Origin of the sequence: Trinickia caryophylli (genome assembly GCF_034424545.1) — a bacterium.
Taxonomy (GTDB): domain Bacteria; phylum Pseudomonadota; class Gammaproteobacteria; order Burkholderiales; family Burkholderiaceae; genus Trinickia; species Trinickia caryophylli.
This window is the reverse complement of record NZ_CP139970.1, coordinates 2,403,478-2,417,259: the sequence shown is the minus strand read 5'-3', so window position 1 is coordinate 2,417,259 and position 13,782 is coordinate 2,403,478. Positions and strand designations below refer to the sequence as shown.

General features: G+C 66.6%; 15 protein-coding genes. 13 read left to right on the top strand and 2 right to left on the bottom strand.

Annotated elements, in window-relative coordinates:
• The first annotated feature begins 35 nt into the window (after window positions 1–35).
• From U0034_RS10865 to U0034_RS10845, 5 genes are all read left to right on the top strand, one after another.
• Window positions 36–1,400: a nitrous oxide reductase family maturation protein NosD gene (locus U0034_RS10865; protein WP_085228466.1), complete on the top strand. Its 1,365-nt coding sequence runs from the start codon at window positions 36–38 to the stop codon at window positions 1,398–1,400.
• Window positions 1,384–2,322, top strand: a complete 939-nt coding sequence (locus U0034_RS10860; RefSeq protein ID WP_085228465.1) for an ABC transporter ATP-binding protein — start codon at window positions 1,384–1,386, stop codon at window positions 2,320–2,322. Before U0034_RS10865 ends, U0034_RS10860 begins: the two co-directional genes overlap by 17 nt.
• Complete coding sequence (locus tag U0034_RS10855; RefSeq protein WP_085228464.1) at window positions 2,319–3,152, top strand: ABC transporter permease; 834 nt, start codon at window positions 2,319–2,321, stop codon at window positions 3,150–3,152. The genes U0034_RS10860 and U0034_RS10855 overlap by 4 nt, the downstream gene beginning before the upstream one ends.
• Window positions 3,153–3,154: 2 nt before the next feature.
• On the top strand, window positions 3,155–3,844 hold the full coding sequence (locus tag U0034_RS10850) for a nitrous oxide reductase accessory protein NosL (protein WP_085228463.1): 690 nt from the start codon (window positions 3,155–3,157) through the stop codon (window positions 3,842–3,844).
• Between the two features lie 66 nt (window positions 3,845–3,910).
• Window positions 3,911–4,108 (top strand): hypothetical protein, encoded by a 198-nt coding sequence (locus U0034_RS10845; protein ID WP_085228462.1) that lies wholly within the window; start codon window positions 3,911–3,913, stop codon window positions 4,106–4,108.
• A gap of 153 nt (window positions 4,109–4,261) precedes the next feature.
• Here U0034_RS10845 and metK read toward each other — a convergent pair whose 3' ends face one another.
• Entirely contained in the window at window positions 4,262–5,449 is a 1,188-nt protein-coding gene (metK, locus tag U0034_RS10840) for a methionine adenosyltransferase (protein ID WP_085228461.1), read from the bottom strand.
• A gap of 274 nt (window positions 5,450–5,723) precedes the next feature.
• Between metK and U0034_RS10835 the strand changes: the two genes are divergently transcribed.
• The 6 genes from U0034_RS10835 to U0034_RS10810 all read left to right on the top strand — a co-directional run bounded on the left by U0034_RS10835 (window position 5,724) and on the right by U0034_RS10810 (window position 11,908).
• On the top strand, window positions 5,724–6,608 hold the full coding sequence (locus U0034_RS10835) for a lipid A biosynthesis lauroyl acyltransferase (RefSeq protein WP_085228460.1): 885 nt from the start codon (window positions 5,724–5,726) through the stop codon (window positions 6,606–6,608).
• A gap of 52 nt (window positions 6,609–6,660) precedes the next feature.
• Window positions 6,661–7,527: a diaminopimelate epimerase gene (gene dapF / locus U0034_RS10830; RefSeq protein ID WP_085228459.1), complete on the top strand. Its 867-nt coding sequence runs from the start codon at window positions 6,661–6,663 to the stop codon at window positions 7,525–7,527.
• Window positions 7,528–7,581: 54 nt separating this feature from the next.
• Complete coding sequence (locus U0034_RS10825) at window positions 7,582–8,328, top strand: DUF484 family protein (RefSeq protein ID WP_085228458.1); 747 nt, start codon at window positions 7,582–7,584, stop codon at window positions 8,326–8,328.
• Between the two features lie 52 nt (window positions 8,329–8,380).
• Window positions 8,381–9,310, top strand: a complete 930-nt coding sequence (gene xerC, locus U0034_RS10820) for a tyrosine recombinase XerC (RefSeq protein ID WP_085228457.1) — start codon at window positions 8,381–8,383, stop codon at window positions 9,308–9,310.
• Between the two features lie 93 nt (window positions 9,311–9,403).
• Entirely contained in the window at window positions 9,404–10,693 is a 1,290-nt protein-coding gene (locus tag U0034_RS10815) for a class I SAM-dependent rRNA methyltransferase (protein ID WP_085228456.1), read from the top strand.
• 150 nt (window positions 10,694–10,843) lie between these two features.
• Window positions 10,844–11,908, top strand: a complete 1,065-nt coding sequence (locus tag U0034_RS10810) for a CobW family GTP-binding protein (RefSeq protein ID WP_085228455.1) — start codon at window positions 10,844–10,846, stop codon at window positions 11,906–11,908.
• Between the two features lie 60 nt (window positions 11,909–11,968).
• On the opposite strand, the gene U0034_RS10805 is transcribed toward U0034_RS10810, so the two are convergent.
• Window positions 11,969–12,244 (bottom strand): hypothetical protein, encoded by a 276-nt coding sequence (locus U0034_RS10805; RefSeq protein WP_139831171.1) that lies wholly within the window; start codon window positions 12,242–12,244, stop codon window positions 11,969–11,971.
• Window positions 12,245–12,396: 152 nt separating this feature from the next.
• On the opposite strand from U0034_RS10805, the gene dksA reads away from it, so the two are divergent.
• Entirely contained in the window at window positions 12,397–12,816 is a 420-nt protein-coding gene (dksA, locus tag U0034_RS10800) for an RNA polymerase-binding protein DksA (protein WP_085228454.1), read from the top strand.
• Window positions 12,817–13,238: 422 nt separating this feature from the next.
• Window positions 13,239–13,775 carry an ATP-dependent protease subunit HslV gene (gene hslV / locus U0034_RS10795; protein ID WP_085228453.1) on the top strand — a complete coding sequence of 179 codons (537 nt, stop codon included), beginning with the start codon at window positions 13,239–13,241 and terminating at the stop codon, window positions 13,773–13,775.
• The last annotated feature ends 7 nt before the right edge of the window (window positions 13,776–13,782 follow it).

The following is a 13,782-nucleotide window of genomic DNA, read 5'->3' as shown; positions in this document are numbered from 1 at the left end:
CGGCACCCGCCGGACTCGCGCGGGAGCGTGAGACCATGAAGCACCGCACCGTATCGATCATCTGGAAGGCCTTGCCGGACGCATGGCGAGGCCTACTGGCTGCGGGGTTGCTCGCGCTTGCGGCGGGGCCCGTTTTCGCATCCCCATCCGCCCCGGCTGCGTCGGCCGGTGCCGCCACCGACGCGCTTGCACAGGCGGTGGCGCGCGCCGCGCCCGGCGCGGTGGTCACAGTCCCCCCCGGCGTGCATCGCACGCACTTGCGCATCGACAAGCCGCTCACGCTCGCCGGCGCGCCCGGCGCGGTACTCGACGGCTCGGGCACCGGCGACGTGATCCGCATCGCGGCGTCGGACGTGACCGTGCGCAATCTCGCCATCACGCATTCCGGCACCGATCTCACCGCGATGAATGCCGGTGTTTTCGTGGAGAAAGCGGCGCGGCGCGTGACGATCGAGCGCAACGTCCTGTCGGACATCCTCTTCGGCATCTACCTGAACGGCGCAGCCGATGTGCGCGTGATCGGCAACCGGATCAGCGGCATCGCGCAGTTGCGTTCGCCGGACCGCGGCGACGGCATCCACTTGTGGAGCGACACCGGCGTCGAGGTGCGGGACAACGAGATCGTTGGCACGCGCGACGGCATCTACATCTATGTAAGCCCGCGCAATCGCATCGTCGGCAACCGCATGCGCGATCTGCGCTACGGCATTCACTACATGTACTCGCACGAGAACATGATCGCCGACAACGTGACCGAGCGCACGCGCGCTGGATACGCGCTGATGCAGTCGGAGGGATTGACGGTCACGGGAAACCGGTCGGTCGGCGATGTCACCTACGGCATGCTGCTGAACTACGTCGTGCGCAGCCGCTTCGAGGGCAATACCATCGTCGACGTGGTCGGCGAGAAGGATGCAACCGGCCGTACACTGCCGGGCGGCGACGGCAAAGGCATGTTCGTCTACAACTCGCAGTACAACCGCATCGCCGGCAACGACATCGTGCGCTCGCCGATCGGCATTCACGTCACGGCAGGCTCCGAGGGCAACCGCGTGTACGGCAATGCGTTCGTCGACAACCGCGTGCAGGTGCAGTACGTGCAGAACATTGCCGAGGAGTGGTCGTGGCAAGGCCGCGGCAACTACTGGAGCGACTACGTGGGGTGGGACATGAACGGCGACGGCATCGGCGATGCGGCGTTCCGGCCCAACGACGGCGTCGACATCCTCTTCTGGAAGTACCCGAACGCGCGGCTGCTCTTGAGCAGCCCGGCGATCCTCACGCTGCGCTACGTCCAGCGCGCATTCCCCGTCTTCACGCCGCCGAGCGTGAGCGACTCCCATCCCTTGATGAAGCGGCCACCCGGCCGCATCGGTGAACAGCATGCAGCACGTGATTGAAGCTGCCGGCCTCGGCAAGCAATACGGCAGCGCCTGGGCGCTCGCCGGCATCGATATGCGCGTCGCCCCGGGCGAAGTCGTCGGCCTGCTCGGACATAACGGCGCGGGCAAATCGACGTTGATGAAGCTGATGCTCGGCTTGATCCGCCCGAGCCGGGGCATGCTCAATGTGCTCGGCGCGGCGCCAGCCGGCGCACACGCGCGCTCGCTGCGCCTCGCGCTCGGTTACCTGCCCGAGAACGTCGCCTTCTACGGCAACCTCACCGGCCGCGAAACGCTCGTCTATCTGGCCGAACTCAAGCGCGCGCCGAAGACCGAGGCGGCCGCCCTGCTCGCGCGCGTCGGCCTTGCCGATGCGGCCGACCGGCGCGTGCGCACCTACTCGAAGGGCATGCGTCAGCGCCTGGGGCTCGCGCAGGCATTGCTTGGCGAGCCGTCGCTGCTGCTGCTCGACGAGCCGACGTCCGGGCTCGACCCGGCCGCGACCGACGATTTCTTCGCGCTCGTGCATGGCTTGCGGCAACAGGGCCGCACGATCGTCATCTCCTCGCACGTGCTGGCCGAGCTCGAGCCGCATCTCGATCGCGCCGTCATTCTCGGCGGTGGGCAACTGGTCGCCCACGGCACGATGGCCGAACTGCAGGCGGAGGCGGGGTTGCCGGTGACGATAACGGCTCGCTTCGTCGGCGGCACCGATGCGGCCCGGATCGACGCATGGCTGCGCGAACTGGCCGACGCGGCGCCGCGCCGGGGAAACGATACGGTCGAATTCGACGTCCCGCGCCACGCCAAGCTCGAAATGGTGCGCCGGCTGCTGCAGGTTCCGCATCTGGCCGATATCGAAGTTCGCGAAGCGACGCTCGCGCGCCTTTATGCCGCGATCGGCACGCGCAATCCCGCTCTCGGAGGGCCCGCGCAATGAATGCCGTTCTCGCCGTCGCGCGCAAGGAATTCCGCGACGATTTCCGCAGCCGCTGGACCCTGGCCATCACGGTGCTCTTCGCCGTGCTCGCGCTCGGCATCGCCTATTTCGGCGCGGCCGCGGCGGGCCGCTTCGGCTTCGTATCGTTCGACGCGACGGTGGCGAGCCTGACGACGCTCGCCGCGTTCGTGATTCCGCTCATCGGGCTGCTCATCGCCTACGACACGATCGTGGGCGAACGTGAAAGCGGCACGCTGATGCTGCTGTTGAGCTACCCGGTCTCGCGTGCGCAGTTGATCGCCGGCAAGTTTCTCGGGCACAGCGCGATGCTCGCGACGGCCGCGGCGCTCGGCTTCGGCGCGGCCGTCGCGCTGATTCAAGCGATGACGCCGGCCGCCCGCACGCTCGAGGCATGGCGGCACGTCGCCGTCTTCATCGCGAGCGCGTCGATGCTCGGGGCCACGTTCGCCGGCGTCGCCTGCCTCGTCAGCGCCATCGCGCGGGAAAAAGCCCGGGCAGCGGGCCTCGCGCTCATGGCCTGGTTCGCGCTCGTGATCGTCTTCGATCTCGCACTGCTGGCGCTGCTCGTGGTCAGCGGCGGAAACGCGCTCGAACGGGCGGTCTATCCGTATCTGCTGCTGGCCAATCCGATCGACGTGTTCCGTCTCGTCAACCTGCTCACGCTTGGCGAAGGGGCCGGCAACGACGTCTTCATGTCGATGACGGCCGCTCATGCCTACACGCCGGTGTTGCTGGGCGCCGCGATGTCCGCCTGGGCCCTGGGCCCGTTCGCGCTCGCGCTCGCCGTGTTTCGCCGCCAGGAGATCTGAACTTGGACAACGCCTTCATTCGCCCCTGCGCGAACCGCGACGATACCGCGCGCTTCGGCTTCGGCCTCGTCCGCCCGGTCGCGCTCGTTGCCGCGCTGGCCGCGGCACTCGTCATGGCCGCCTGCGGTACGCGTACGGTCGAAGACCATCGTCCGCCGGTCGAAATCAAGGATACCGATACCTGCGCCGTGTGCGGCATGTACGTCAAGGGCAGCACGGGGCCCCGGGCCGAAGCGTATGCGGGCGATGCGCCGCAGCCGCTCAAGTTCGAGTCGACTCGCGATCTGCTCGCTTATGCCGTGCAGCCCGACCTTGCCGCCCAGCTCGGCGCGGTCTACGTACAGGATACGGCGCGCATCGACTGGCAAAATCCGGGGGGATCGCCGGCGAGCTTCACCGATGCGCGCACGGCCTTTTACGTCGCCTGGCAACCGCTGCCCGGCGGCATGGGTCCGACCTTCGCCTCGTTCGCGAAGCGCGCCGACGCCGAGGCGTTCGTCGCGGCGCACGGCGGGCAGATCATGAGTTTCGGCGAAATCACGCCGGAGCTGGTGTCGCAGTTGCAGTTCACCTGCCCGCCGCCGGGCTCCGCCCTCGCCAAGCTCGCGCACAGTTGCAAGACGGTTGCGGGTGCGGCCGTGACGCAGGCGGGCTCGGCGCATGGCGCGGGCGAACACGGATCCGCGCAATGACAGGCGAGGAGGACGGGCACAGGCGTTGCGCCGAATCGGTGTGACCCGATATGCGAGGAGCTCATCATGCTCACCGATTTCACTGCGCCCGGCACACTGGCGGCGCGCGTCCCGCTTGGAGCCGCCGGCGGCGATGACGAAGACAGCCCCCAGACCCCCACGTCCACGCCCAGGCCCCAAAGGCCCGACAAGCCCGAACACGAGCAGGACCGGCCCGAACTGCCAGATCTGCCCGATCCCGCCGAGGTAGGCGAAGACGGCTGAGGGCGCGCCGTGGCGTTTCCACGTCACGGCTCAAGCGACGAAAAAGCACCCTGCAGACGAAAAAACACCCTGCAGCGTTACCCGCGTGCAGGGTGCGATCGATTCGCTCCCCCGATACAGCAACCGCATCGGGGTTTTGCGTAAGCGAAGCCGTCAGGCGACGGCGGCGACAGCTTCGGTGCCGGCTGCCTGCGCGAGCGCCAGTGCCTTGTCGGTGGCTTCCCACGAGAATTCCGGCTCCTCGCGGCCGAAATGGCCGTACGCGGCCGTCTTCTCGTAGATCGGGCGCAGCAGGTCGAGCATCTGAATGATGCCCTTCGGGCGCAGATCGAAATGCTCGCGCACGAGTTCCGTGATCGTCGCATCCGATACGCGGCCCGTGCCGAACGTGTTGACCATCACCGAGGTCGGCTGTGCCACGCCGATCGCGTAGGACACCTGGATCAGACAGCGCGAGGCGAGGCCCGCGGCCACGATGTTCTTCGCGACGTAGCGGCCCGCGTAGGCGGCCGAGCGGTCCACCTTGGAAGGGTCCTTGCCCGAGAACGCACCGCCGCCGTGCGGCGCCGCGCCGCCATAGGTATCGACGATGATCTTGCGGCCGGTAAGACCGCAATCGCCCTGCGGCCCGCCGATCACGAAACGGCCCGTGGGGTTCACGAGGAACTTGATGTCGCCCTTCACGAGTTCGGCCGGCAGTGTCGGCTTGATGACCTCTTCGATCACGGCCTCGCGCAGCATCGGCAACTCGATATCGGGTGCATGCTGCGTGGAGAGCACCACGGTGTCGATCGAATGGGGCTTACCGTCCACATAGCGCACCGTCACCTGCGATTTGGCGTCCGGGCGCAGCCAGGGCAGACGCCCATCGCGGCGCAGATTCGCCTGGCGTTCCACGAGGCGGTGCGACAGGTGGATCGGCAACGGCATCAGCTCGGGCGTTTCGTCGCAGGCGTAGCCGAACATGAGGCCCTGATCGCCGGCGCCCTGATCGAGGTTGTCGTCATGCGCGCGGTCCACGCCTTGTGCAATGTCGGGCGATTGCTTGTCGTAGGCGACGAGCACGGCGCAGCCGCGGTAATCGATGCCGTAGTCGGTGTTGTCGTAGCCGATGCGCTTGATCGTATCGCGCGCGATCTGAATGTAATCGACGTTGGCCGTGGTCGTGATCTCCCCGGCCAGCACGACGAGGCCCGTGTTGCAAAGCGTTTCCGCGGCAACGCGCGAGTACTTGTCCTGCTTGAAGATAGCGTCGAGAATCGCGTCCGAGATCTGGTCCGCGACTTTGTCCGGGTGGCCTTCGGAAACGGATTCGGAGGTAAAGAGGTATTCGTTTGCCACGCTGGAGCTCCTGGTTACGGTTGGGTTCACGTAGCCGGCTTCTCAGCGTGAAGCGGCGACGCTTTAGCGGACTTACCTACCGCGAAGGTGCTGTTGGCACCGGCGGCCTCGCCCCGCAAGTTGTCTATTAACTCGGCGAAGGTCGTATTATAGCGGCTTTCCGCAGACGCTACACACAGAGATAGGCCGTGTTTCATGCTCTTATCGGACGTTTGGTCCCGTCCTCGGACCACTGCGCGCGGCACGCCGCCGCAACACTCGCCAGGGTAGCCGCATGCTGAGCCGCATCGGCACCCAACTCGCGATCGGGTTGCTCAAGTTTCTCGCGATTTTGCCGTACGGCCTCGTCGCTCGACTCGGCGACGGGCTCGGCTGGCTGCTCTATCGGATCCCGAGCCGGCGCCGGCGCATCGTCCACACGAATCTGAAGCTTTGTTTCCCCGAATGGAGCGACGAAAAGCGCGAAGACATCGCGCAGCAGCACTTTCGCCACGCGATTCGCAGCTACGTCGAGCGCAGCGTCCAGTGGTTCGGCTCGCAGCGCAAGCTCGAAAAGCTCGTGCAGGTCGACAGCGCCGTGGATCTGACGGATCCCGATCTGCCGCCCACGCTCTTTCTCGGCTTGCACTTCGTGGGCATCGAAGCCGGCTCGATCTTTCTCAACCACGCGCTCGGGCGCCGCTGCGGCTCGCTGTATCAGCCGATGTCGAATCCCGAGCTCGAAGCGGTCGCGAAAGCGGCGCGCGCGCGCTTCGGCGCGGACATGGCGAGCCGCGCCGACAGTGCGCGCATCGTGCTGCGGTGGCTGCGCGAACGCAAACCCGTGATGCTCGGTGCCGACATGGACTACGGCATGCGCAATTCGACGTTCGTGCCGTTCTTCGGCGTGCCCACCTGCACGCTCACGGCCGTCGGCCGGCTCGCCAAGGTCGGCCGCGCGCAGGTCGTGCCGTTCATCGGCGAAGTGCTGCCGAACTACAAGGGCTACCGGCTCAAGGTCTTCGCCCCCTGGGACAACTATCCGACCGGCGACGACGACCTCGACGCGCGCCGCATGAACGCCTTCCTCGAAGAGCAGATTCCGCTCATGCCCGAGCAGTACTACTGGGTCCACAAGCGTTTCAAGACGCGCCCCCCGGGCATGCCGGGCTTCTACTGACAGCGGCCGGGCGGGCCGTCGGCACCGCGCGTCGCTTACAATAGCGACCATCATGAAACTGCACTTCACCAAGATGCAAGGCGCGGGCAACGACTTCATCGTGCTCGACGGCTACACCCGCCCCCTCGCCCTCACGAGCAAGCAGGTCCGCGCGCTCGCCGACCGCCATTTCGGCGTCGGCGCCGATCAGTTGCTGCTGGTCGAGCGGCCGGACGTCGCAGGCGCCGACTTCAAGTACCGGATCTTCAATTGCGACGGCGGCGAGGTCGAGCACTGCGGCAACGGGGCGCGCTGCTTCCTCAAGTTCGTGCGCGACGCGCGGCTCACCGACAAACGCAGCGTGCGCGTGCAAGTGCACGGCGGGCTCATCACGCTGTCGATGCAGGACAACGGGGAGGTCGTCGTCGACATGGGCCGCCCCGTTTTCGACCCCGCGCGCGTGCCGTTCGATGCGAGCGGCCTCGCGGGCCATGCCGAAGGCGCCGATACGCTGTGGCCCGTCGAGGCGGCCGGCGAGACGCAGTGGGTGTCGGTCGTCTCGATGGGCAATCCGCATGCGGTGACGGTCGTCGAGGACGTCGAAGCGTTCGACGTGGGCAGCGTCGGGCCCGCCGTCGAGCGTCACGCCCGTTTTCCGCAGCGCGTGAACGCCGGCTTCATGCAGATCGTATCGCGGCACGAGGTGAAGCTGCGCGTATTCGAGCGCGGCGCGGGAGAGACGCTCGCCTGCGGCACCGGCGCCTGCGCGGCGGTGGCGGCCGGCATCCGGCGCGGCCGCCTCGATTCTCCCGTCACCGTCCGCACGCATGGCGGTACGCTGACGATCGCATGGGACGGTGCGCGCGACGAAGCGGCACCCCTCACGATGGCCGGGCCGGCCGTCACCGTTTTCGAAGGCGAGATCGAGCTTGCCGACTGATGTCGGGCCCGTTCTCGCCATGCCGTTTTCCGACCGCACTTTGACGCCGAGACCATGAACGATCGCGAAGTCGCCGAATTCCTGCTGGCCAACCCCGAATTCTTCTCGCAGCACGCCGAACTGCTTGCCGCAGTCAGGCTGGCGAACCCGCACGGCAAAGCAGCCGTGTCGCTGCAGGAGCGTCAGATGGAAATGCTGCGCGAGAAAAACAAGGTGCTCGAGCGGCGCCTTGCCGAGCTCCTGCGCTACGGCCATGAAAACGACAGCATCGCGGCCAAGTTCAACCGCTGGACGGCACGCGTGATCGCCGAGCGCGACGCGCACGCGCTGCCGCGCACGGTCACGCAAGGACTCACCGACGTGTTCGAGGTCCCGCACGCGGCACTGCGCCTGTGGGACGTGGCCGAAACCTACTCGCAGGCCGAATTCGCACGGCAGGTCGGCGAGGAAGTACGGATCTTCGCGAACAGCCTGACGGCGCCCTACTGCGGCGCGAACACCGGCTTCGAGGCGGCGCAGTGGCTCGCCGCTGCACCGCTACCGGCCACGGCCACCGGCACGGCACCGGCCGAGACCGATGCCGCGCCTGCCGCGGGCGGCGACGACGAAGCTGCCGGCGTGCAGTCGGTCGCGCTCATTGCGCTGCGGGATCCGCTCGCGGCGGAGGGATCGGCCGCGTTCGGTCTGCTCGTGATGGGCTCGCCCGATCCGCGGCGGTTCCACGAAGGCATGGCAACGGACTTCCTCATGCAGATCGGCACGCTCGCCAGCGCGGCGCTGAGCCGGCTGCTCGCGCATTGATGCCGGCGCACGCCTGAGGCCCGCCGCCCTCTCCAAAGCCGAGACCGCTTTCGTGCAGCCCTCCGACCAAGACCACGTCGCAAGCTACCTGTCGAGTCTCGAGCAGGGCCGCCGCTTGTCGGCCCATACGCTGCGCAGCTATGCGCACGAGCTCGAGGCACTCGGTGCGCTCGCGGGCGAGCGGCCGCTCGCAGGCCTCACGGCCGCCGACGTGCGCGGTGCCGTGGCGCGCGCGCATGCGGGCGGGCTGTCGGCGCGTTCGATCGCGCACCGGCTTTCGGCCTGGCGCGCGTTTTACCGCTGGCTCGCCGAGCGCGTGGAACTGCCGGCCAACCCGGTCTCGACGGTCCGCGCGCCGAAGCAGCCGAAGCGGCTGCCGAAGGCGCTGTCGGTCGACGATACGACGGCGCTGATGGAAAGCGGCCACCCCGAAAGCGCCGAGGCGCTGCGCGACAAGGCGATCCTCGAACTCTTCTATTCGTCGGGCTTGCGGCTTGCCGAACTGGTTGGGCTCGACGTCGCGTTCGCCGAGGGCGGCGGCTATCGCTCGGCCGGCTGGCTCGATCTGGGCGCGGCCGAAGTGACGGTGTTAGGCAAGGGCAAAAGGCAGCGCACGGTGCCAGTCGGCCGCAAGGCCGTGGAAGCGCTGACGGCTTGGCTTGCCGTGCGCGAAACGTTCGTCAAGCTCGATGCGCACCCGCTTTTCCTGTCCGTGCGCGGCGCCCGGATGTCGCCGGGCGTGGTGCGCGAGCGCGTCAAGCGCGCGGCGCTCGCAGCCGGAATTCCGGCGAACGTTCATCCGCACGTGCTGCGGCATTCGTTCGCCACGCATCTGCTGCAATCGAGCGGCGATCTGCGAGCCGTGCAGGAACTGCTCGGCCACGCGAGCGTCTCCGCCACGCAGATCTACACGTCGCTCGACTTCCAGCACCTGGCACAGGTCTACGACACCGCGCACCCGCGCGCGAAAAAACGCGACTGACCGGGGGCCGCGCTCGCGAGCGAGCGCCGAGCGCGTCTTCAGGCTGCGTCCAGAAGCCCCCGCGCGGTGCCCACAAAACGTTCCGAACACGCTATGAATACCGTCACACTGAAACCGTCGAAAGAAAAACTGCTGCAGCGCCGTCATCCGTGGGTCTACGCGAATGCGATCGACCGCGTGGACGGCAAGCCCGCACCCGGTGCCACAGTCATCGTACGTGCCCACGACGGGCGCTTTCTCGCGCGCGCCGCATACAGCCCGCACTCCCAAATCCGGCTGCGCGTCTGGAGCTTCGACGAAGCGGAGCCGATCGACCACGCGTTCTTCAAGCGGCGCGTGCAGCGGGCGCTCGCACACCGGCGCGCGTTCGTGCGCGATACGGGCGCGGTGCGGCTGATCTTCGGAGAAGCGGACGGTCTGCCCGGGCTGATCGTCGACTATTACGTGCCCGATGACGGTGGATCGGCCCCGGTGCCGCCTCCCTCTGCGGCCGACACCGACGCCGACACCGCAGCCGGCGCCTTACCGGCGCCCGGAGACGCCGCGGCGGCGCGCAGCCAGCTCGTCTGCCAGTTCATGGCAGCCGGCGTCGAGGCCTGGAAGGAGGCGATCGTCGCCGCACTCGTCGGTGCGACGGGTTGCCCGAACGTCTACGAGCGATCGGACGTGTCGATCCGCGAAAAAGAAGGGCTCGAACAGACGACAGGCGTGCTTGCCGGCGAGGCGCCCGCCGAGACGCTGATTACGCGCGAAAACGGCGTGCGTTATCACGTCGACGTGCGCGCCGGCCACAAGACAGGTTTTTATGTCGATCAGCGCGACAACCGGGCGCTCGTTCAGCGCTACAGCGCCGAACGCGACGTGCTGAACTGCTTTTGCTACACGGGCGGGTTTTCGCTGGCCGCGCTCAAGGGCGGTGCGCGACGGGTGGTGTCCATCGACTCGTCGGGCGAAGCGCTCGCGCTGGCGCGCGCGAACGTGGCGGCGAACGGTTTCGACGCAGACCGCGCGCAATGGCTCGACGCCGATGCTTTTCGCACGCTGCGGCGCCTCGCGGACGAGGGCGAGCGCTTCGATCTCGTCGTGCTCGACCCGCCGAAGTTCGCGCCGGCGCGCGAGCACGTCGAGCGCGCCGCACGCGCGTACAAGGACATCAATCTCTCGGGATTCCGGCTGCTGCGCCCGGGCGGGTTGCTCTTCACCTACTCGTGCTCGGGCGCGATCGATGCGGATCTTTTCCAGAAGATCGTGGCCGGTGCCGCGGCCGATGCACGCGTCGATGCCCGTATTCTGATGCGCCTGGGCGCGGGGATGGACCACCCCCTGCTCGCGGCCTTTCCCGAAGGGGAATACCTGAAAGGGCTACTGCTGCAAGTCGTCTGAAGCCAGGGGGCAGTGCAGCGCGGCGTGCCGCGGGCAGCGCGCCTGCGCCCTTGACAGGTATGCTTCAATATTCAGGCGAACGGACCTATCCTTTCCGGTGCGCCGTCCGACCCCGATTTCACCTCGATCCGATTGACAGGCTAACCTCACATGATTCCCGTAACCATCCTGACCGGCTTTCTCGGCAGCGGCAAAACCACGCTGCTCAAGCGCATCCTGACCGAAAAGCACGGCATGAAGATCGCCGTGATCGAAAACGAGTTCGGCGAAGAGAACATCGACAACGAAATCCTCGTCCAGGAGCAGGCGGAGCAGATCGTCCAGATGAGCAACGGCTGCATCTGTTGTACGATCCGCGGCGATCTGGCGCGCGCGCTCGGCGATCTCGCGGCCCGTAAGCGCGCGGGCGAGATCCAATTCGACCGCGTGGTGATCGAGACGACGGGCCTCGCGAATCCGGGCCCGGTCGCGCAGACTTTCTTCATCGACAGCGAGATCGCGGACGAATTCCTGCTCGACGCAATCATCACGCTTGTCGACGCGAAGCATGCGAACGCGCAGCTCGACGAACATGAAGTCGTGCAGCGCCAGGTCGGCTTCGCCGATCGGCTGTTCATCACGAAGTCGGATCTCGTTGACGAAGCGACGCTCGGGGATCTGCGCCATCGCCTGATGCATATGAATCCGAAGGCGACGATCAAGGTCGTCAACTTCGGAGAGGCCGACATCAAGGAAATCTTCGATCTGCGCGGCTTCAACCTGAATGCGAAGCTCGAGCTCGATCCGGACTTCCTGGCGGAAGAGGAGCACGACCACGGTCACGCTCATGACCATGACCATGACCACGAGCACTGCGACCATGACCACGGCCATTGCGAGCACGAAGGGCATCATCACCATCACCACGCGCATCACGACGACCGCATCAAATCGTTCGTATACCGCAACGACCGCCCGTTCGATCCGAACAAGCTCGAGGATTTTCTCGGGGGGGTGCTGCAGATCTACGGCGAGCGGCTGCTGCGCTACAAGGGCGTGCTGTATATGAAGGGCGTGGACCGCAAGGTGGTATTCCAGGGCGTGCACCAGATGATGGGCAGCGACTTGGCGTCGAAATGGCTGCCGGCCGAAAAGAAGACGAACAAGATGGTGTTCATCGGTATCGACCTGCCGCAGGATCTGATTACGGACGGACTCGACGCCTGTCTCGCCTGATTGCGTGCGTTAGCGCCCGCCGCAGGTGCGGCGGGCGTTCGCTTTTTGTAAATTAGCGCGTTATATTTTCGTGCTAATAGGGCTGTGCGACAGGGTTTCCTCTGTTGCAGCGCGAAAGGGCGATTCAGTTACAATACGTGCCCGCTGGACCATGGCCAGCGCGTCGCAAAGCCTGCCCGAGCGGGTTTCGCGGCAAGCGGTGCCGGAAAACCTTATCCGGCGGCCGCAACGATAAACGAGCATGGAGACATCGAGCGAAGCCACGGCTGGGCGTGCCGGCTTCGCGAACGACGGGCTGCCCGCGTCGATCCGGCCGATCGAAACGGGAAGGAGCATCCGAGGATCGGTTTCCAGAGGAGTTCGGCCCCGCATTCGGCATCCGGCATCCCATGGCCGTGCCGCCGAGGCGCTTACCGGCGCCGCTTGCGGGCAACACGAAAGTGCAGGCAATATGTATGGGTTTTGCCTGACATTGAAGAAGCACGCAGATGACGACGAAACGACTCTTGACCGAAGCCGAAATCCTGAAGATGAGCGACAAGGATTACATGAACGAAGATCAGCTCGCCTTCTTCAAGAACCGGCTCGAACAGCTGCAGGCGGAAATTCTCCGCAATGCAGGTCAGACGACCGAGAACCTGCGCGAAACGGTCATCGTGCCGGACCCGGCCGATCGCGCGACGATCGAAGAAGAGCACGCACTCGAGCTGCGCACGCGCGACCGCGAGCGCAAGCTGCTGAAGAAGGTGCAGCAGTCGCTGGCCCGCATCGAATCGGGCGAGTATGGCTGGTGCGAGGAAACGGGCGAACCGATCGGCATTCCGCGGTTGCTCGCGCGCCCCACGGCCACGCTGTCGCTCGAAGCACAGGAACGCCGCGAGCTGCGCCAGAAGCTGTTCGGCGACTGAACGGCTGCATGTCGCGCGGCGTTAGCGGCCGCGCGTCTTTTCGCTGCTTCCCACGAGGCGCGCGGTATTCCGCGCGCTTTTTGTTTTCCGGCCCCTTCCGATCCGCCCCCTCTTCCGGCAAATTTTGCTGACGGCGAGCACTTCGCGCCGGTTTGCGCGGCCCCTCTTGATAAAGCGGCGCGCGCCCTAAAATGGTTCCGACGTGCGCGTGCAAGGCGGGCGCAAGCCAAAGCTCGACCGCCTGCTTGCGCGCCGTGCATGGAGCATCGATCGGAATCGGCGCCGGTGCGCCCTCCCTCGCTGCTGCCACGCGCCGCACGCACGGCCGCGACGGGCCTGCCGGCGCCGTTCGTCGGCCACCCGATTCCTCCGTCCCGGCACCGGATGCCGGTGGCGCTTTTGACGTTTTCCAAGGAACGAGAATGGAGCAATTTCACGGCACGACGATCGTTTCCGTGCGGCGCGGCGGGCAAGTCGCGCTCGGCGGCGACGGCCAGGTGACGTTGGGCAACATCGTCATGAAAGGCGGCGCCAAAAAAGTCCGGCGCATCTACAACGACAAGGTGCTCGTCGGCTTCGCGGGCGGCACGGCCGATGCGTTCTCGCTGCTCGACCGCTTCGAGGCGAAGCTCGAGAAGCATCAGGGCAATCTCACGCGCGCCGCGGTGGAATTGGCGAAGGACTGGCGCACCGACCGCATGCTGAGGCGCCTCGAGGCGATGCTGATCACCGCCGACGCGCAAACGACGCTCGTCATCACGGGCAACGGCGACGTGCTCGACCCCGAGGGCGGCATCTGCGCAATCGGCTCGGGCGGCGCCTACGCACAGGCGGCAGCCCGCGCGCTGATCGACAACACGAACCTTTCGCCGCGCGAAATCGTCGAAAAGTCGCTCGCCATCGCGGGCGACATGTGCATCTACACGAACCACAACCGCGTCATCGAGACGATCGAATGAGGACACG

What these genes read in the sequence shown, in the direction of transcription:
- U0034_RS10865 (WP_085228466.1), top strand. Translation starts at nt 36, where the DNA reads ATGAAGCACCGCACCGTATCGATCATCTGGAAGGCCTTGCCGGACGCA.
- U0034_RS10860 (WP_085228465.1), top strand. Translation starts at nt 1,384, where the DNA reads ATGCAGCACGTGATTGAAGCTGCCGGCCTCGGCAAGCAATACGGCAGC.
- U0034_RS10855 (WP_085228464.1), top strand. Translation starts at nt 2,319, where the DNA reads ATGAATGCCGTTCTCGCCGTCGCGCGCAAGGAATTCCGCGACGATTTC.
- U0034_RS10845 (WP_085228462.1), top strand. Translation starts at nt 3,911, where the DNA reads ATGCTCACCGATTTCACTGCGCCCGGCACACTGGCGGCGCGCGTCCCG.
- U0034_RS10835 (WP_085228460.1), top strand. Translation starts at nt 5,724, where the DNA reads ATGCTGAGCCGCATCGGCACCCAACTCGCGATCGGGTTGCTCAAGTTT.
- dapF (WP_085228459.1), top strand. Translation starts at nt 6,661, where the DNA reads ATGAAACTGCACTTCACCAAGATGCAAGGCGCGGGCAACGACTTCATC.
- U0034_RS10825 (WP_085228458.1), top strand. Translation starts at nt 7,582, where the DNA reads ATGAACGATCGCGAAGTCGCCGAATTCCTGCTGGCCAACCCCGAATTC.
- U0034_RS10815 (WP_085228456.1), top strand. Translation starts at nt 9,404, where the DNA reads ATGAATACCGTCACACTGAAACCGTCGAAAGAAAAACTGCTGCAGCGC.
- U0034_RS10810 (WP_085228455.1), top strand. Translation starts at nt 10,844, where the DNA reads ATGATTCCCGTAACCATCCTGACCGGCTTTCTCGGCAGCGGCAAAACC.
- U0034_RS10805 (WP_139831171.1), bottom strand. Translation starts at nt 12,244, where the DNA reads ATGCTCCTTCCCGTTTCGATCGGCCGGATCGACGCGGGCAGCCCGTCG.
- dksA (WP_085228454.1), top strand. Translation starts at nt 12,397, where the DNA reads ATGACGACGAAACGACTCTTGACCGAAGCCGAAATCCTGAAGATGAGC.
- hslV (WP_085228453.1), top strand. Translation starts at nt 13,239, where the DNA reads ATGGAGCAATTTCACGGCACGACGATCGTTTCCGTGCGGCGCGGCGGG.